Annotated in this window: 16 protein-coding genes and 2 pseudogenes; 11 read left to right on the top strand and 7 right to left on the bottom strand. The window is 72.8% G+C overall.

Features of this window, described 5'->3' with window-relative positions; translation table 11 throughout:
• Window positions 1-124 precede the first annotated feature (124 nt).
• The gene (locus tag ACGH52_RS37240) at window positions 125-1,633 is read left to right on the top strand and encodes an FG-GAP-like repeat-containing protein (RefSeq protein ID WP_210976009.1); all 1,509 of its coding nucleotides are present in this window, start codon (window positions 125-127) and stop codon (window positions 1,631-1,633) included.
• 151 nt (window positions 1,634-1,784) lie between these two features.
• Here ACGH52_RS37240 and ACGH52_RS37235 read toward each other — a convergent pair whose 3' ends face one another.
• Together ACGH52_RS37235 and ACGH52_RS37230 are read right to left on the bottom strand one after the other, a co-directional pair.
• Window positions 1,785-1,988, bottom strand: a complete 204-nt coding sequence (locus tag ACGH52_RS37235; RefSeq protein ID WP_399945994.1) for a hypothetical protein — start codon at window positions 1,986-1,988, stop codon at window positions 1,785-1,787.
• Window positions 1,989-2,081: 93 nt separating this feature from the next.
• The gene (locus tag ACGH52_RS37230; RefSeq protein WP_247700476.1) at window positions 2,082-2,627 is read right to left on the bottom strand and encodes a TetR/AcrR family transcriptional regulator; all 546 of its coding nucleotides are present in this window, start codon (window positions 2,625-2,627) and stop codon (window positions 2,082-2,084) included.
• A 62-nt stretch (window positions 2,628-2,689) separates the two neighbouring features.
• On the opposite strand from ACGH52_RS37230, the gene ACGH52_RS37225 reads away from it, so the two are divergent.
• On the top strand, window positions 2,690-3,661 hold the full coding sequence (locus ACGH52_RS37225; protein ID WP_121704085.1) for an SDR family NAD(P)-dependent oxidoreductase: 972 nt from the start codon (window positions 2,690-2,692) through the stop codon (window positions 3,659-3,661).
• 34 nt (window positions 3,662-3,695) lie between these two features.
• Here the strand turns inward: ACGH52_RS37225 and ACGH52_RS37220 are convergent, their stop codons facing one another.
• Window positions 3,696-4,124, bottom strand: a complete 429-nt coding sequence (locus ACGH52_RS37220; protein ID WP_121704086.1) for a VOC family protein — start codon at window positions 4,122-4,124, stop codon at window positions 3,696-3,698.
• A gap of 223 nt (window positions 4,125-4,347) precedes the next feature.
• Window positions 4,348-4,773, bottom strand: coding sequence for a MarR family winged helix-turn-helix transcriptional regulator (locus tag ACGH52_RS37215; protein WP_121704087.1), 426 nt, complete (start codon window positions 4,771-4,773; stop codon window positions 4,348-4,350).
• A gap of 88 nt (window positions 4,774-4,861) precedes the next feature.
• Here ACGH52_RS37215 and ACGH52_RS37210 point away from each other — a divergent pair, with 88 nt between their 5' ends.
• Window positions 4,862-5,503 (top strand): MBL fold metallo-hydrolase, encoded by a 642-nt coding sequence (locus ACGH52_RS37210; RefSeq protein ID WP_399945989.1) that lies wholly within the window; start codon window positions 4,862-4,864, stop codon window positions 5,501-5,503.
• A gap of 6 nt (window positions 5,504-5,509) precedes the next feature.
• Here the strand turns inward: ACGH52_RS37210 and ACGH52_RS37205 are convergent, their stop codons facing one another.
• Window positions 5,510-5,767: a helix-turn-helix transcriptional regulator gene (locus tag ACGH52_RS37205; protein WP_059296438.1), complete on the bottom strand. Its 258-nt coding sequence runs from the start codon at window positions 5,765-5,767 to the stop codon at window positions 5,510-5,512.
• The gene (locus tag ACGH52_RS37200) at window positions 5,767-6,258 is read right to left on the bottom strand and encodes a DUF2975 domain-containing protein (RefSeq protein WP_059296439.1); all 492 of its coding nucleotides are present in this window, start codon (window positions 6,256-6,258) and stop codon (window positions 5,767-5,769) included. The genes ACGH52_RS37205 and ACGH52_RS37200 overlap by 1 nt, the downstream gene beginning before the upstream one ends.
• Before the next feature lie 306 nt (window positions 6,259-6,564).
• Here ACGH52_RS37200 and ACGH52_RS37195 point away from each other — a divergent pair.
• From ACGH52_RS37195 to ACGH52_RS37170, 6 genes and pseudogenes are all read left to right on the top strand, one after another.
• Window positions 6,565-7,155 (top strand): annotated as a pseudogene (locus ACGH52_RS37195) (transcriptional regulator); the annotation flags it as partial.
• A gap of 6 nt (window positions 7,156-7,161) precedes the next feature.
• A complete protein-coding gene (gene tpg, locus ACGH52_RS37190; RefSeq protein WP_059296441.1) occupies window positions 7,162-7,719 on the top strand; it encodes a telomere-protecting terminal protein Tpg in 558 nt (185 codons plus the stop codon).
• Window positions 7,720-7,844: 125 nt separating this feature from the next.
• Complete coding sequence (locus ACGH52_RS37185; RefSeq protein WP_171986961.1) at window positions 7,845-8,405, top strand: GNAT family N-acetyltransferase; 561 nt, start codon at window positions 7,845-7,847, stop codon at window positions 8,403-8,405.
• Window positions 8,402-9,205 carry an SAM-dependent methyltransferase gene (locus ACGH52_RS37180; protein ID WP_399945984.1) on the top strand — a complete coding sequence of 268 codons (804 nt, stop codon included), beginning with the start codon at window positions 8,402-8,404 and terminating at the stop codon, window positions 9,203-9,205. Before ACGH52_RS37185 ends, ACGH52_RS37180 begins: the two co-directional genes overlap by 4 nt.
• 162 nt (window positions 9,206-9,367) lie before the next feature.
• Window positions 9,368-9,823, top strand: coding sequence for an SRPBCC family protein (locus tag ACGH52_RS37175; RefSeq protein WP_076972774.1), 456 nt, complete (start codon window positions 9,368-9,370; stop codon window positions 9,821-9,823).
• Between the two features lie 98 nt (window positions 9,824-9,921).
• Window positions 9,922-13,062 (top strand): discoidin domain-containing protein, encoded by a 3,141-nt coding sequence (locus ACGH52_RS37170; protein ID WP_399945981.1) that lies wholly within the window; start codon window positions 9,922-9,924, stop codon window positions 13,060-13,062.
• Between the two features lie 24 nt (window positions 13,063-13,086).
• Here the strand turns inward: ACGH52_RS37170 and ACGH52_RS37165 are convergent, their stop codons facing one another.
• The gene (locus tag ACGH52_RS37165) at window positions 13,087-13,683 is read right to left on the bottom strand and encodes a hypothetical protein (RefSeq protein WP_399945978.1); all 597 of its coding nucleotides are present in this window, start codon (window positions 13,681-13,683) and stop codon (window positions 13,087-13,089) included.
• Window positions 13,684-13,917: 234 nt separating this feature from the next.
• Here ACGH52_RS37165 and ACGH52_RS37160 point away from each other — a divergent pair.
• Window positions 13,918-14,936 (top strand): annotated as a pseudogene (locus ACGH52_RS37160) (hydroxyacid dehydrogenase).
• 5 nt (window positions 14,937-14,941) lie between these two features.
• Complete coding sequence (locus ACGH52_RS37155; protein ID WP_399945975.1) at window positions 14,942-15,946, top strand: aldo/keto reductase; 1,005 nt, start codon at window positions 14,942-14,944, stop codon at window positions 15,944-15,946.
• The last annotated feature ends 280 nt before the right edge of the window (window positions 15,947-16,226 follow it).

The raw sequence follows: 16,226 nt of genomic DNA, 5'->3' as shown, positions 1-16,226 counted from the left end.
AACGCAGCACGGTCCGTGCTCTCACCGCAGTGCTCCACGGCGGGAGACGCACACACGGTCCTCGCCCATCCCCGCCGCGGCCGGCGGGCAGCCGTGGGCACTCGCAGACCAGGGAGGTCCTCCCGTGCATCACCTCGGACGAGCGGCCGTCACGGCCACCGCACTCCTCACCCTCGCGGGCGGCGCGGTCGTCGCCGCCCCCGCGGCCCCGGCGGCCCCGGCCGCCGTGCCCTTTCCGTCCATCGGATGGCAGCAGCGCAACTGCGACTACGACGGCAACGGATTCGACGACGTGCTGACCGGCGCTCCGGGCGCCACGGTGAACGGTGCCTCGGGTGCCGGCTACGTCACCGTGCAGTACAGCTCGTCCGGCGGTCTGAGCACGACGAACAAGAGCGTGCTCCACCAGAACGTCTCCGGCGTACCCGGCGGAGTCGAAACCGGCGACGGCTTCGGCGGGGCCGTCGCCTCCGGCGACCTGGACAACGACGGGTACGACGACGCCGTCGTCGGTATCCCGGGTGAAGACCTCGCCGGTCTGACCGACACGGGCGGTGCCGTCGTCTTCTGGGGATCACCGACCGGACTGCACGGCTCCGACAGCACCTGGCTGGAGAGTGACGCGCTGCGGGCCGACGCCCACTTCGGGCGGGCCCTCGAAGCGGCCCGGTACTCCGCCCCCGACCCGGCGGAGCCGGACACCGACCCGCGTGATTCCCTCGCCGTCCTGGAGGACGACGCCCTGCTGTTCTTCACCCTCGCGCCCGGCCAGGCGGCACAGCGCCCGACGCCGTCGGAGCACCGGGTGCGGGCGAGCGACTTCGCACCGGCGGGCACCGGCTTCGAGTTCCGCGGCCTCACCCACGGCAACTACAACGAGGACTCCTGGGCCGACCTGGCCGTCTCCGGTGTCACCACCGACGAGCAGCCGGGTACCGGCACGGTGCACGTCCTGCACGGCGCACCGGACATCGCCGCTCTCGGCGACGGGGGCACGTTCCCGGGTGGCCCGGCCGTCGTCTCCGGCGACTGGGACGGCACGGGACAGGACGACCTCGTCGTCGGGGACACCGCGGCGGGCGCACCGAGGGGCGGCGGAATCACCCTCTACCTCGGGCGCGGCGACCTGTCCGGGCTCGAGCCCGAACCGGCGCAGTACTGGACCCAGGACTCCCCCGGCGTGCCCGGGACAGCGGAGGCGGGCGACCAGTGGGGCGCCGAACTGTCGGCCGGGGACACCGACGGAGACGGCCACCCCGACCTGGCCGTCGGTGCGCCCGGCGAGGACATCGGCACCGTGCCCGACGCGGGCGCCGTGTGGGTGCTGCGCGGCGACCCGACCGGCTTCAGCGACGTCGGGGTGAAGAGCTTCGACCAGCAGCTCGCCGACATTCCCGGAACGGCGGAGAAGTCCGATCGCTGGGGCGGTCAGGTCCGGCTGGTCGACGCCGACAAGGACGGCCTCTTCGGCCTGTTGGCGGCGGCACCGGGCGAGAACACCGACGACGGCTTCGTCTGGGTCCTGCCCGCGTCGTCGTCGGGCCTCGTCGCCCGCGGCAGCTGGACCTACGACGGGGCGCGTCTGGGAGCCCCGACGGCCGACGCGCGATTCGGAGCGGCGATCGACGAGTAGCAGCACGTGCAGCGGTAGGGCAACGGGAGACGGTGCGGCACGTCAGGCCTGAGGGCGGGGCGGGGCGTGCCGTCCCAGCGCCAACGGGTCTGGTCGGTTCGGGACATGGCGTGACCCACCCCGGCGGGAAGCGCACCAGGCACTCCCCTTTTCACCTGCTGTTCCACGCCGGGCAGGGCGGAGCGTCGTACCGTCTCTGCCGGACCAACGGCATGTGCGTGTGGCCGCAGACCACGGTGGAGACGGACGGTGGAACGTCCTCGTCGAGGAGCCGCCGGTGGTCCGGCCGCAGCTGAGCGGCGCCCCAGACGGACACCGGGTCGTCGTCCAGACCCACGTCGACTCCGCGTGCCATCTGCAGCAGTTCGCGGTCGGCGTTGCCGCGGATCAGGAGGGCTCGGTCGCCGAGGCTTCTTCCCCCGCTCGCGCGTTCCCGGACTCGAGCGCTTCAGCGCACCAGGAGACCGACGGCGACCGCCAGGCGCTCCAGGTACGACTCCCTCGACGCGACCTGGTGCTTGAGGCCGATCGATGTGCTGATCAGCGTCTGCGCGACGGGCACGGCGGCCTCTCGTCCTGACTCGACGGCGATCGCGTCGGTGATCAGCAGCTCGAAACGTCGCGGCGCGGTCTCGACGATCTCACCGAGGAGGTCGGGGTGGTCCTCGACGACCGTCACGACATCGTGCGTCAGCGGGCCACCGATGTAGCGGCCCGCCCACCGGTCGAACGCCTCGACGAGTCGCTCCGGCAGAGGTCGGCCGCTGTCGGCCAGGATCTGTTCGACCGCGGTGATGTCGCGGTCCAGGGCCTGCGTCACCGCGGCGCGGAACAGGGTCTCCTTCGAGGAGAACAGGAAGTAGAGCCCGGGCCGGGAGATGTGCGCCGCGCGCGCCACCTCATCCATCGACGTCTTCCGGTAGCCGAACCGCGCGAACGTGGCCATGGCGGACTCCAGGACCACGCTTCGACGGTCGGCGTCGGGACTGTTCATGGGGCCAGCATACGAACACCAACCGCACTATACAATTATCGTCTAGTTCGTATAGTGGCGGCATGGACACCCGCAGACTCATCTCCACGCCCTTCACCTCCTCCAGCACGGCGGACGAGGTGCTGGAGGACATCGACCTCACCGGCGTCCGCGCGATCGTCACGGGAGCCTCCTCCGGGCTCGGCGCCGAGACGGCTCGTGCGCTGACCGCCGCGGGGGCGGAAGTGACGCTCGCCGTCCGGAACACGGCCGCGGGTGACACCGTCGCCGGGTCGATCGGGGAGTCGACCGGCGGGGTCCGGCCCCGGGTCGTGCGGCTCGACCTCGCCGACCGGGAGACCGTCGCCCGGTTCGCCGACGCGTGGAGCGGCCCGCTCCACCTGCTCGTCAACAACGCCGGCGTGGTCACCGGCGGCCTCGAACGGACCCGTGAGGGCTGGGAGTTGCAGTTCGCGACGAACCACCTGGGCCACTTCGCCCTGGCCACCGGACTGCGCGACGCCCTGGCCCGGGGGGCTGCCGACCGCGACGGGGCACGGATCGTCTCGGTCAGCTCGACGGCGCACATGCGGTCCGGCATCGACTTCGACGACCTCCACTTCGAGCGCCGCGGCTACGACCCGCAGATCGCCTACGCCCAGTCGAAGACGGCGAACTCCCTCTTCGCGGTCGAGGCGACCCGCCTGTGGGCGTCCGACGGAATCGTCGCCAACGCGGTGAACCCCGGCGGTGTGGCGACGGGGTTGCAGCGGCACTTCACGCCGGAACAGCGGGCGTCGCTCGACGCGGCCGAGGCCGCCGGGGTGTTCACGTACAAGACGGTCGAGCAGGGTGCCGCCACCACCGTCGTCGCGGCCGTCGCCCCCGAGTTCGCCCACTCCGGAGGCCACTATCTCGACGACGCGCGGGAGGCCTACACGGTGCCCGACGACGCCGACCTCGCGCACCACCCGCACGGCGTCAAGGAGTGGGCGCTCGACCCCGCCACCGCCGAGCGCCTCTGGACCGTCTCCACCGGTCTGCTCCGCCTTTGATCCAGCGCCGCCGCGGCCCGGCCCCCGTCGTGCTCTAAGGGCGGACGTAAGGCCGAGTCATGACCTCCATGTTGTGACCGTCCGGGTCGTCGAAATAGGCGCCGCGGCCGCCGAACAGGTGGTTGATCCGGCCGGGTTCGGTGTGGCCGGGGTCGGCGTAGTAGGTGACCCCCAGCTTCTCCAGACGCGTGATGAGGGGGTCGAACCTCTCGTCGGGGACGAGGAAGGCGTAGTGCTGCGACTGGATCGGCTCGTCCCTCTTCTCGTAGAAGTCGAGCGTGACGCCGTTGCCCAGGTCGAGGGGCAGGAACGGCCCGAACGGGGCGCCGACCTCCAGGCCCAGGACCGCGGCGAGGAACTCGGCGGACAGGTGCCGGTCGTGGGCGTAGACGGCGGTGTGGTTCAAGTGCACGCCGCCCGTCGGCAGTTCGGGTACGGACGGGTGCCGCTGGTCAGTGGTCATCAGTGGTGTGTCTCCGGTCTGGGGAACCGCTGGAACGAGGCGCGCCGCATTGGGGCGCCGGGGACTCGGACGCGGAGAAGAGGGGGCGGGGCTCTTGCCCGCCTCGCGCTCACGCCGAGGCCGGGAACCTCACTCGTGCGTGGCCCATGGCCGACCCGGCAGTCACCCGACCGACTCTAGTGACCGTCATGTGCGGCGGCAACATCGCCTCGCGGCCGCCCCGTCAGTCTCCGGTGAGGTGGGCCGTCAGGCGGGACAGCAGGGCGACCGACTCGCTCAGCCGCCGCCTTTCGTCGGGGTCGAAGGCCTCGCGGATGGCGGTGCCGAGGGCGCCCGCGCGGAGGGTGCGCTCCCGCTGGAGGCGGGAGCGGCCGGCGTCGGTGAGGCGCAGCAGGAACTTGCGGCCGTCGTCGGGGTGCCGCTCGCTGTGGACCAGGCCGTCGGCGGAGAGGTCCTTGACCGACTTGGCGGCCGACTGGTGTGTGACGCCTCGCAGGCGGGCGAGGTCGGCCGTGGTCAGGGGGCCGTCACGGTCGAGGAATCCGAGGATGGCGGCCTCGCCGGGCGGCATGGTGTCCACGGCTCGCACCGCCCGGACCAGCTCCCCGATCGACCGCCGCAACTCCTCGGCCAGCACGTCTTCGTCCATGGGGCCATCCTAGCCGTATCTTCATCACCTAGTTGTACAGTTAAGTTGTACATATCGTGGTCGGTGGAGACGGAAGGACATCGCGGTCATGGAACTCACCAAGTTCGGTCATGCGTGCGTGCGGCTGGAGAAGGACGGGCACCGCCTGGTCATCGACCCGGGCGGTCTGACCGACCCCGGGGCCTTGGACGGCGCCGACGCCGTGCTCGTCACGCACGAGCACTTCGACCACTTCTCGGAGGAGGTGCTGCGCCGGGCGGCCGCGGCGCGTCCGGGTCTGCGCATCTGGACCAACACCTCGGTCGCGAAGCGCCTGGACGGCCTCGGCACCCAGGTCGCCACGACCGGGGACGGGGACGCCTTCAGCGTCGCCGGCTTCGACATCCGGGTCCACGGGACCTGGCACGCGGTCATCCACCCGGACGTCCCGCGCATCCCCAACATCGGCTTCCTGGTGGACCAGTCCCTGTTCCACCCCGGCGACGCCCTGACCGTCCCCGGCACTCCCGTCGACACGCTGCTGCTGCCCGTGCACGCCCCCTGGTCCACGGTCGGCGATCTGATCGACTACGTGCGCGAGGTCGCCCCCCAGGATGCCTACGCCGTGCACGACGGCGCCCTCAACGACGTCGGCACGACGATGGTCGAGGGCTTCCTCGGCGAGCGGGGCCCAGGACTCCCGGCCCGCTACCACCGGCTGGACCCGGGCGCGAGCGTCCGCATCGGCTGAGCCGGGCTACGAGCCCGGGCCCGCGGAGGCCGCACCCTCCTGGACGGCCTCCGCCGGTGTTTCCCCCTCCCAGCGCAGCAGGTCCCCCGGCTGGCACTCCAGTACCTCGCACAGCGCCGCGAGCGTGGTGAACCGCACCGCCTTGGCCCGGCCGTTCTTGAGCACGGCCAGGTTGGCGGGGGTGATGCCGACCCGGTCCGCCAGCTCGCCCACGGACATCTTCCGCCTGGCCAGCATCACGTCGATGTCCACGACGATCGGCATCAGATCACCTCGGCCAGCTCGGCCCGCATCCGCGACGCCTCCACGTCCCGCGCGACGGCCTGGGCGAGCAGCATCCGCAGCACCAGGACGACGAGCGCGACCCCGAAGACGGCCAGCGCGGCTCCGCCCAGCAGGAGCACGATGCCCGGGGCGACGGCCTCGCCCGGCGCCAGGACGACCCCGAGCGCGAACACCAGCAGCGAGGCGGCCAGGAACGCGCCGATGATCAGGTGTACGTGCCGGAACGCGGCGAGGGAGAAGACGGTGCCGCGCCGCACCATCGTCACCAGCCGCCATACGCAGACCAGCACGACCTGGGCCGCCACCACGCCGAGGACCACGATCGTGAGGATCGGCACGAGCCGGCCCGAGAGGGCGCTGTCCTCGACGTCGACGGCCAGCAGGACCGCCATCACCGTCTGCACGAACACCGAACCGGCGAGCAGTGCCACGAGCACGGCGCGCAGCGCGAGCACGGTCAGTTTTCCCATCGCCACTCCTTCGATCGAACCACGATGGGAATCTATCGTTTTTCGATAGGCAAGGCAAGACGCACCGCTTAAGGGTCGCCACGGGGCCGACATGTGTACGCGGTTCGTACGGTCTCCGTACGGCGTCCGGGTAGCGTGTCGGTCCGGAGGTGTTCCATGTCCGAGTTGTTCGACGCGGTCGACGCGCTGGTCGCGTCCCGCTCCCCGTTGCCGTCGGCGGAGGAGCGCAGGCGGCTGAGGGTCGCGCACGGTCTGACCCTGGAGGAGGTCGCCGCCGCGTTGAAGGTGCGCCGGGCCACGGTGTCCTGGTACCAGCGGTTGCGCGACGCCTACCTCGCCACCATGGCCGACCTCGGCGTCGGCACCGACCTGGCGCCCGCCGACTTCCTGGCGGCGATGGACGGCTACCGGGAACGCGACCCGCAGCTCGCCGTCGTCGCCTCCGCCATCAAGGCGACGGTCAAGGGCGGTCTGGGCAAGCTGCGCGAGCGGCCTCGCGGGGAGGGCTGGCGGCCCGGCGAGCCGTGGCGCGCCCTGTCCCGGCCGACCTGGCGGCCGGACATCCGGGCGGCGGTCATCTCCCGTACCCGGGTGAACCTCCACCGGAAGATCGTCAAGCACGCGGCGTTCACCGGGCAGTACCCGGTCGCGGTCCTGTCCGACTTCGTCGTCTACGCGGCCGACGGCACCTCGCCGCTGGACTTCCTGCCCTACCGGGAGGGCAAGCCCCTGCCGGGCGGCTTCAAACTGGGTGTCAATCCGGGGCTGGTCAAACACGAGGGCACCCAGAGCGTGTTGTGGGGCGAGGAGGTCCGCGAGCGGTTCGCCGCCCCGGAACTCAACCTCGCCCGGTACATCAAGGACGGCACCGTCACCGATGCCGACAACGGGGAGTAGCGGACGATGAGTGTGTTCGGGGACGGCCTGGACGCCGCGGTGCAGAAGGCGTTCACCCGCCCGGCGCCCAAGAGCGCGCCCGCGCAGATGCGGTACCTGGTCAGACAGCTCAAGGGCACCAAGGCGGTCGCCCAGTTGCTGCGGATCTCCCAGCGGACCGTCGAGCGGTATGTGAAGGACCAGATCAGGAAGCCCCGCCCGGATCTCGCCGCGCGCCTCGAACGCGAGGTGCGCGGGCGCTGGCAGCCGCAGGTCCGGGCCAGGGCCCGGCAGAGGGCGGCGACCACCGACGGCATCGTCATCGACACCCGCGCCCGCATGGGCTACACCGCGCCGATCGGGTCGACCGACCAGGACCGCGTCCGGCACCTGACCGTCGCCCTGCCTCCGCGGTACGCGGCCCGACTCTTCGACGCCCGGGAAGCGGGGGCGAGCGACGCCCGCCTCCAGGAGATCGCGGCCGAAGCCCTCAGGGAGGTGTACTTCCAGGACGGCGGCCGTCGCGCCGGGAGCCTGGAGGAGGTCCGCTTCACGGACATCGAGCACCTCGAGTTCGGCCTCTAGACACCCGGCGTGAAGAGCACGACGGCCAAGCGCCGGGCCGGACGTACGAGGGGAACCGCCACCCACGGCGATCGTGTCCCGAGGGACCCGATGTGCCGTGTCCGCGGGGCTGTTAGCCTTCGCGCATGTCAGCCCTGGGGCCCGTCGCCTGGCCGCCCGCGCCGATCAGGACGGAGCGGCTGCTGCTGCGTGCGTCCGAGGCCCGGGACCGTGCCGTGTTCGTCGAGCTGCTGGCATCGGCGCAGGTGCACACCTATCTCGGCGGCCCCCGGCCGCGTGACGAGGTCGAGCGCGAGCTGCCCGTGGTGCCCGAGCGGTGGCCGGGGAGTTTCGTCGTCGATCTCGACGGGGTGATGATCGGCCAGGTCCTGCTCAGAAGGGCGACGGAGCATCTTCGTCCGGTTGCCGCGGGGAAGCTCGATCTCGGCTATCTGTTCCTGCCGCGGGCCTGGGGACACGGGTACGCCACCGAGGCGTGCGCGGCGGCACTCGGCTGGCTCGACGGCGCCCTTCCCGGCGAGCCGGTGGTGCTCGCCACTCAGACCGCCAACTCCGGCTCGATGCGCCTCGCGGCGAAGCTGGGGTTCACCGAGCTGGAGCGGTTCCGGGCCTGGGACGCCGAGCAGTGGCTCGGTCTGCGGCCCCCGCTCACTGCGGCGCAGGACTGCGCAAAGCTTCGCCCATGACTCATCGGCGTGAAGAAGTCGGGGCGAGGCTGCAGACCGATCGTCCGCACTCCGCCCGCGTCTGGAACTACTTGCTGGGGGGCAAGGACAACTATCCCGTCGACAGCGAGGCCGGCGAGGTCATCCTGACGACGTTCCCGGAGTTCGCCGCCGCAGCCCGGCTGCAACGACGGTTCCTGGCACGCGCGGTGCGCTTCCTGGCGGGTGAGGTCGGCATCCGCCAGTTTCTCGACATCGGCACCGGACTGCCCACCGCGGACAACACCCACGAGCTGGCCCAGCGCATCGCGCCGGAGAGCCGCATCGTGTACGTGGACAACGACCCCCTCGTCCTCACCCATGCTCAGGCGTTGCTCACCAGCAGCCCGGAGGGCACCTGCGCCTACGTCGACGCCGATGTCAGGGACCCGGAACGGATCCTGGCCGAAGCCGCCAAGACCCTGGACCTCAGCCGTCCGGTCGCGCTGACCACACTCGGGATCATGGGGCAGATCTCCGACGCCGAGCGTCCCGCGGAGCTGCTGAGCACACTGCTCGCGGCGCTGCCGTCGGGCAGCTACCTGGCCCTGAGCGACGGCACCAACGGCAACGAGGCGCTCAACCGGGCGGTCGAGGTCTACAACGGGCAGTCGGCCAACACCTACCATCTGCGCTCCCCGCAGGAGATCGCGGCCTTCTTCACCGGGCTCGACCTCGTGGAGCCCGGAGTCGTCTCCACGGCCTCCTGGCGCCCGGACCCCGACCGGCCCGAGGAACCCACGGCCGACGTGTCCGTCTGCGGGGTGGCGGTCAAGAGCTGACGGGATCGTCGTCGGCGGCGCTGCGTAGCGACCTCGCCCAGTGGTTCTCCGGGGCGTGGGGCCGCTCCTCCGGACGGGCCCATGCCCCGGCGCGTTCCCCGGGGCGGCCGGTCCGCCGGGCCTAGTGTCGAGGCTCCGTCGTCCTGAGGGAGCGTGTTCAGCTTGGCCCGGAACCGTCGCCTGATCCTGAGTACCCCGTCCGAGGTCTGGAGCCTGCTGGCCGACGGACACCGTTACGGGGAGTGGGTGACCGGCACCCAGCAGGTCCTGGCCGCGGACCCGCACTGGCCGCAGGTGGGCGCCCGGCTGCGCGTACGGGTCGGTGCGGGCCCGCTGGTCCTCGACGACACCTGCGTCGTCCGCGTCTGCGAACCCGAGCGCCGCCTGGAACTGGAGGCGAAGGCCGAGCCGTTCGGCGCGGCCCGCATCGCCATGAAGCTGATGCCCTGGGGCGATGCCACGCTCTTCGTTCTGGACTGGCACGCGTTGCGGGGGCCGGGTATCCGGATGCACGGACTGCCCGTGGACTACCTCGTCGAGGTCCGCAACGGCATGATGCTGACCAAGCTGGCCAGGATCGCCGTCCGGGAGCACGACCGCGCGCTCCAGCGCGACTGAGGGGCGACCTGCCTGGTCCTCGCCCATTGACACGCCGCTCCGGGTCGTTCGAGGATGATCCTCGTTGACAACGTTGTCGCCTGGTGAAGAGGACCATCATGGGCCCCATATCCGTCCCTCTCGGCCGCAGGCTCCTGCTGCGTATCCTCGGTGCGACCGGCGCCGCGGCCGCCCTCCAACCGGCCCTGGGGTCCCCTTCGGCCGCCGCCTCCTCCTCGTCCTCCGGCTCCGCCCGGGCCGTCGACCCGCCGGACGACGTCGCCGCCACGTACCACCGCGTGCTCCTGCGGCACACCCGCTGGTCCGAGACACAGTGGGACGAGGCCAAGGGCACGTACACCGACCAGTACTTCGGCTTCGCCGTCGTCCTCGGGCACGCCGTCCTGCTGACGCACGGGACCTTCGACGAGGAAGCGGCCGGCATCGACCGGGAGACGCTCCGGCGCCGCACGCTGGCGACCCTGCGCCACTTCGCCGCCTCCAACCGGCTCACGGGCGGCACCCAGTGGGGCCGCACGCTGTTCTTCGACACCACCTTCCAGTCGTACTTCATCCTCGCGGCGCACCTGTTGTGGGACGAGCTGGACGCCGCCACCCGCTCCGCGGTGGACACCATCACCCGCGAACAGGCTGCGTACACGCACGCGCTGGGCACGGGCGACGACCCGGCCTCCGGCGACTGGACGCCGAACGGGCTCAAGGGCGGGTACGTCGGCGACACCAAGCTGGAGGAGATGGGGCTCTACGCGCAGACCCTCGCTCCGGCGCTGGCCTGGGCACCGGACGACCGGCGCCGCGCCGACTGGGCGACCGACTACGGCACCTGGTCGCGCAACGAGGGCGGCCTGCCGCCCGCCGACCTGGCCAACCCGGCACGGGTGGACGGGGTCCCGGTCTCGCACAACACCGCGCACAACGCGTACGACACCTTCATCGTCGAGAACCACGGCTCGTTCGGGCCCCACTACCAGGAGGAGATGTGGCGCACCTCGGGGCGTAACGCGGCGCACTTCCTCGCGGCGGGACGGCCCCTGCCCGAGGTTCTGACCAGGCAGCCCAACGCGGAGCCGCTGTGGCGGACGCTGCTGGGCGTCATGTCGGACGCGGGCGAGCCGCTGATGCCGATGGTGGACGACCGCGAGCACCTGTACGGCAGGGACGTCATACCGCTGGCCTTCCTCTCCCGGGTCGTGGGAGACCGGGCGGCGGCCCGCGCGGAGACGGAGCTTGCCTCGCGGCTCGAGGCCTACCAGGCGTATCCGCCGGAGTACCGGTTGGCGAAGTTCTCGGGCGAGCCGAAGTACGAGCCCGAGGCGCGCGCGGAACTCGCCATCAGCTATCTGCTGCACGTGTGGCCGGATGCGGGGCCGCGGGTACGTCCCCTGTCGCGCGAGGAGTTGTTCGCGCACGCGTCGGGGGTCACCGATTTCGGGACCGGCCCCGGCCTGGTGTCCCACCAGTCGCCCGCCGCCTGGGCGGGTGCGGTGACGAAGCGCGGGTTCGTGAAGTTCGCCTGGCAGCCGGCGCACGACGACTGGCTGTTCCGGCTCGGCGGCGACACCCCGATGTTCCTGCCCTCGACTTCCGCGGAGGTCACCGGCAGGACGGTGCGCGTGCACACCGCGCTGCGGGACGGCTTCGACGGCAGCGCCACGGTGCTGCGTCTGGGCGAGAGCTTCGCCGGGTACGCGACGCTCCCCACGGGCGGGGTCGTCTACGCGTGCGAGGGGCCGGTCGCGGGCGGTTCGCGGCTCGACGTGCACAACCTCACGATGCCCGGTGTGGCGGGCCTCGACGGCAGCCGCACCTACCGGTTCGCGGAGGGTTCGGCCACGGTCCGCGCGCAGGACGCCACGGATTCGGCCGCGGGGCGGGTCGACGAACTCGCCTTCACCCGGACGACGGTGCGGCACATCCGCATGCTGGGCGTTCAGCCCGACCCGACGTACGGGTACTCGCTGTACGCGGTCGAGGTGCGGGACGGGGCCGAGGGCTCCGACCTCGCGCGAGGAGGCACGGCGACGGCCTCCTCGCAGTCGGCCGGCATGGCGCCGGGGCTGGCGGTGGACGGCGACGCCCGGAGCCGCTGGGCGGTCTCCCGCGAGGACCGCAAGCGCGCGGACAGCTGGTGGGCGGTGGACCTCGGCGCCGAGCGTGCGCTGGACCGTGTCACGTTGCGCTGGGAGGCTGCCGCCGGTCGCTCGTACCGCATGCAGGGTTCGTCCGACGGCGAGCGGTGGACCGACCTGGCGACCGGCCCGGCCCCGTCACTGCGCAGCCGCGGCGGCTGGCTCGACGTCGACGGCCGTGCCGGGCTGGTCGTACGCGGCGGGGACGAGCAGACGCTGGCCGTGTACGGCGACACGATCGTCCCGGCCGAGGGGGCACGGGAACCGCTCGTGATCGAGGGGCACTGCGGTGTGTCCGCCGACGAGCTGCGCGGGCTGGCGGGGAGCGCCGCGCCCACGGCCGAGGACGGCCGGGTCCGCGCGGCGCGGGTGGACGGGTACCTGAGCCTGTTCAACCTGTCGGCGCAGGACGTGGAGACGCGGGTCGCGGTGCCGCAGCGGGGCGGACGCCGAGAGGTCTACGAGGGCGAGCAGACGGTGACCCGGGACGGCGTCGACTACCGTGCACGGCTGGACGCGGCGTCGGCTTCGCTGCTCGCGCCGCGTTTCACCCTCACCGCGCTGTCCGGCCGGGCACTGCCGTCCGGGCTGCGGGTCCGGGTGGTCGACGGGGCGACGCTGATCCTGTCCGGCGCGCACTGCCGGCTGCGGATCGAGGCGCAGGGCCGCCGCACCGACGCCGTCGTGCGGGGTGGACGCGAGACCCGCGTGACGCTGCGTGATGCGCAGCCCTTCCCGCACCACGACCACGCCCTGGGACGGAACACCTTCCCGACGAGTCCGCTGCCGCCGGGGATGTCCCGTCCGGACGCCGCCGTGGACGGCGACCCGGACACGGCGTGGCAGTCCGGCCGGGACGGCCGCATGGTGGTCGACCTCGGGGCGCGCACCGACGTGCGCTGGGTGGAGGCGCAGTGGAGGACCGGGGCGGCTCCGGCGGCCCGCGTGGAGTTCAGCACCGACGGGGTGCGCTATCAGCGTGCCGGGACCCTGGACGGCCGCGGACGCGTCCGCCGGCTCACCCGTGCGGGCTCGGCCCGGTACGTCGCGGTGACGGTGCAGGGCGCACCGCACGCGCACGACGGGCTGATCAGGCTCTCCGTGGGCTGATGCCGCCGCACTCCGGCCGGTCGTTCAGCCGGAGTGCGGCGGAGTCCGCCGCAGGTGTGCGAGTTCGTCCGCGCGGCGGTGGTCCTTCGGGCGGCCGAGGGCCCGCCGCATTCGGATCAGGTCGTCGAGCGCGGCGTAGCGGACGGCGAAGCCCTCCGGGTCGTGCGTGGTCTGGGCCCGGGCCAGGCAGGGTGTCACATCCAGGTCGCCCCAGCGCAGGACGGGGGTGCACAGGTCTCCGTCGGCTCCGGTGACCCGGTACCCGACCTGTTCGCGGCCGAGATCCGGCGGTTCGGTGCAGCCGCAGGCGGCGAGGGCGGCACGCAGGGCGCGCGCCTCGTCAGGGGTGCCCTCCCACAACAGGTCCAGGTCCCCGGTCAGTTCGGTGGAACCGTGCATGATGCCGGCGACCTGGCCGATGACCACCGCCCGCGATCCGGCGTCGTACAGCGCCCGGAGGAAGGGAAAGGGGTCGAAGCCGAGTGCCCCGTCCGTGGCGAAGGTGCCCCGCACGTCGTCGGCCTCCTCCGGGCGGCACCCGACGGGGGCGCGGTCTCGGGTCACCCGCCGGGTCCGAGCGATCGCCCGCCGCAGGCGCAGGGCAGCTGTCGTCTGACTCATGCGCCCCATCCAACACCGCCCCGCCGCTGTAGGTTGGGGCGAGGGAAGGGGGCACCGGCGGCCCCGCCCCGATGGCCCGCACGTACGCCCCCGTGATGCCGGTCTGCGGCTCGTGCCCGAGCCCGGTCCCCCCGGTCCGGCCGGGCGCGTCTTCCCGGGCATCGCCTCCCCCGCCGTGTCCGGCCCCGTCCACCGTCCCGCCCGTAGTGAGCGCACCGAGAGGGAGAGCACGCCGTGACGCGACCACGTGCCGTCTTCGCCATGAACCCCCGGCTGGTCCGCGCCGTCTTCGACGAGGACGCCCTGGCCCGGCTGCGCCGCGCGACCGACATCGACACCGAACTGGTCCTCGGCGAACTGGACTCCGCCCGCTCCCGCGACGCGCTGGCCGGTGCGGAGATCCTCGTCGCGGGCTGGGACGCGCCCCTCGTACGGGCCGAGCACCTGCACCGCACCGAGCGGCTGCGGGCCGTGGTCTACGCGGGCGGGGTCGCCGCGACCTGCCTGGAGGACCCGGCCGCCTTCGCCGCCCGCGGCGTCGTCGCGGCCAACGCCCGCGCCGCCAACGCGGGCCCGTGGCCGAGTACACCCTCGCCATGATCCTGCTGGCCAACAAGCGGGTCCTCGCCGAGGAGCGCCGCTACCGCGCCTCGCGGACCCGACCCGACCACTTCGGCGCGTACGCCGGGCGCGGCAACTACCGGCAGACGGTGGGCATCGTGGGCGCCTCCACCGTGGGCCGCGCGGTGCTCGCCCTGCTGCGCCCCTTCGACCTCGACGTCCTCCTGTACGACCCGACGCTCACGGCGGAGCAGGCTCAGGCCCTCGGTGCGCACCTGGTCCCGCTCGACGAGCTGATGGCGGGCAGCCGGGTGGTGTCCCTGCACCAGCCCCTGACTCCCGCGACCCGCGGCCGGATCGACGCGGGCCTGCTGGCGCTGATGCCGGACGGCGCCACGCTCGTCAACACCGCGCGGGGCGCCGTCGTCGACCAGGACGCCCTGCTCGCCGAGGTGCGCACCGGCCGCATCGACGCCGTCCTGGACGTCACCGACCCTGAGCCGCCGGACCCCGGCAGTGAGCTGTGGACGCTGGACAACGTGGTGCTGACCCCGCACCTGGCGGGTTCGCTGGGCGGGGAACTGCACCGCATCGGCGACGCCGTCGCCGACGAGGTGGAGCGGTTCGCGGCGGGCCGCCCCTTCGCCCACCCGGAGGACCTCGCGGCCTCCGCGCGCACGAGGGTGTGGTGAGGCGGATGCGTTCCCGTACCCCCGCACGCGGACCGGCACTGACCGAACTCGGGCTGGGCGCGGCCCAGTTGGGCAACCTGTTCCGGAAGACCAGCGACGCGGACGCCCAGGGCGCCGTCGACGCGGCCTGGGACAGCGGCGTGCGCTACTTCGACACCGCCCCGCACTACGGGCTCGGGCTGTCGGAACGCCGCCTCGGCGCCGCCCTCGCCCGGCGTCCACGGGCCGAGTACACCGTGTCCACCAAGGTGGGCCGGCTTCTGGTGCCGAGCCCGGAGACCGCGCACCGGCAGGACGACGGCGGCTTCGCGGTGCCCGCTTCCTTCCGGCGCGACTGGGACTTCTCCCGGGACGGCATCCTGCGCTCCCTGGAGAGCAGCCTGACCCGGCTCGGACTCGACCACGTCGACATCGTCTACCTCCACGATCCCGACGACCACTGGCGGCAGGCCTCCACCACCGGCGTCGACACCCTCGTCGAACTGCGCGAGCAGGGGGTGGTGAAGGCGGTGGGCGTGGGCATGAACCAGGCCGCGATGCTGACCGAGTTCGTCCGCCGCTCGGACGTCGACCTGGTCATGGTGGCCGGCCGCCACACCCTGCTCGACCCGTCCGCGCGGGAGGACCTGCTGCCGCTCGCCCGGGAGCGCGGGGTCGGCGTCGTCGCCGCCGCCGTCTACAACTCCGGCCTGCTCGCGACCGACCGCCCGCCGTCCGACGCCACCTACGACTACCTGCCCGCGCCCCGCGAGCTGATCGCCCGGGCCGACGCTCTCGCGGACGTCTGCGGACGCCACGGCGTCACACTGCCCGAGGCCGCGATCGCCTACCCGCTGCGGCACCCGGCGGTCGTGTCGGTGGTGCTCGGCGCCCGCGACGCGCGGCAGTCCCGCACGAACGCGGAGCGGCTCGCGGCCCGCGTACCGGACGCGCTCTGGGCGGAGCTGGCGGACCTCGGCCTGGTCCCGGAGGCCCCCGACCGGCCGTCCACCCCCCGGGGGCGGTCATGACGGTCGTCGACGCCCATCTGCACGTATGGAATCCCGCGGTCGCCGCCTACGACTGACTGGGGCCCGCCGCCGCGAACCCGGAGGCCGCCGCGGTGGGTGTGCGCACCCTGCTCCACGAGCGGTCCCACCCGAACTGGATCCTGGGCCCCGACGCCACCGCGGGCCTCGCTGAAGTTCTCGGGCTCCGGCTCGGTGGCCGAGGCGTACGGGGCCGCGTGGGTCGCGGAGTGGAACTGGTACCTCGGCGCGGAGGGGATCGGACGGCCGCCTCGTCACGGCC

The sequence above is a fragment of the Streptomyces sp. BBFR25 genome, from assembly GCF_044590125.1.
Lineage (GTDB): Bacteria > Actinomycetota > Actinomycetes > Streptomycetales > Streptomycetaceae > Streptomyces > Streptomyces canus_D.
Note: the sequence above shows the minus strand (reverse complement) of the source record. Positions and strands in the feature narration are given on the sequence as shown.

Excerpts from the sequence above, each read along its gene's own strand:
- ACGH52_RS37235 (WP_399945994.1), bottom strand. The coding sequence starts at position 1,988 with ATGGCACGCGGAGTCGACGTGGGTCTGGACGACGACCCGGTGTCCGTC.
- ACGH52_RS37230 (WP_247700476.1), bottom strand. The coding sequence starts at position 2,627 with ATGAACAGTCCCGACGCCGACCGTCGAAGCGTGGTCCTGGAGTCCGCC.
- ACGH52_RS37225 (WP_121704085.1), top strand. The coding sequence starts at position 2,690 with ATGGACACCCGCAGACTCATCTCCACGCCCTTCACCTCCTCCAGCACG.
- ACGH52_RS37220 (WP_121704086.1), bottom strand. The coding sequence starts at position 4,124 with ATGACCACTGACCAGCGGCACCCGTCCGTACCCGAACTGCCGACGGGC.
- ACGH52_RS37215 (WP_121704087.1), bottom strand. The coding sequence starts at position 4,773 with ATGGACGAAGACGTGCTGGCCGAGGAGTTGCGGCGGTCGATCGGGGAG.
- ACGH52_RS37210 (WP_399945989.1), top strand. The coding sequence starts at position 4,862 with ATGGAACTCACCAAGTTCGGTCATGCGTGCGTGCGGCTGGAGAAGGAC.
- ACGH52_RS37205 (WP_059296438.1), bottom strand. The coding sequence starts at position 5,767 with ATGCCGATCGTCGTGGACATCGACGTGATGCTGGCCAGGCGGAAGATG.
- ACGH52_RS37200 (WP_059296439.1), bottom strand. The coding sequence starts at position 6,258 with ATGGGAAAACTGACCGTGCTCGCGCTGCGCGCCGTGCTCGTGGCACTG.
- tpg (WP_059296441.1), top strand. The coding sequence starts at position 7,162 with ATGAGTGTGTTCGGGGACGGCCTGGACGCCGCGGTGCAGAAGGCGTTC.
- ACGH52_RS37185 (WP_171986961.1), top strand. The coding sequence starts at position 7,845 with ATGTCAGCCCTGGGGCCCGTCGCCTGGCCGCCCGCGCCGATCAGGACG.
- ACGH52_RS37180 (WP_399945984.1), top strand. The coding sequence starts at position 8,402 with ATGACTCATCGGCGTGAAGAAGTCGGGGCGAGGCTGCAGACCGATCGT.
- ACGH52_RS37170 (WP_399945981.1), top strand. The coding sequence starts at position 9,922 with ATGGGCCCCATATCCGTCCCTCTCGGCCGCAGGCTCCTGCTGCGTATC.
- ACGH52_RS37165 (WP_399945978.1), bottom strand. The coding sequence starts at position 13,683 with ATGAGTCAGACGACAGCTGCCCTGCGCCTGCGGCGGGCGATCGCTCGG.
- ACGH52_RS37155 (WP_399945975.1), top strand. The coding sequence starts at position 14,942 with ATGCGTTCCCGTACCCCCGCACGCGGACCGGCACTGACCGAACTCGGG.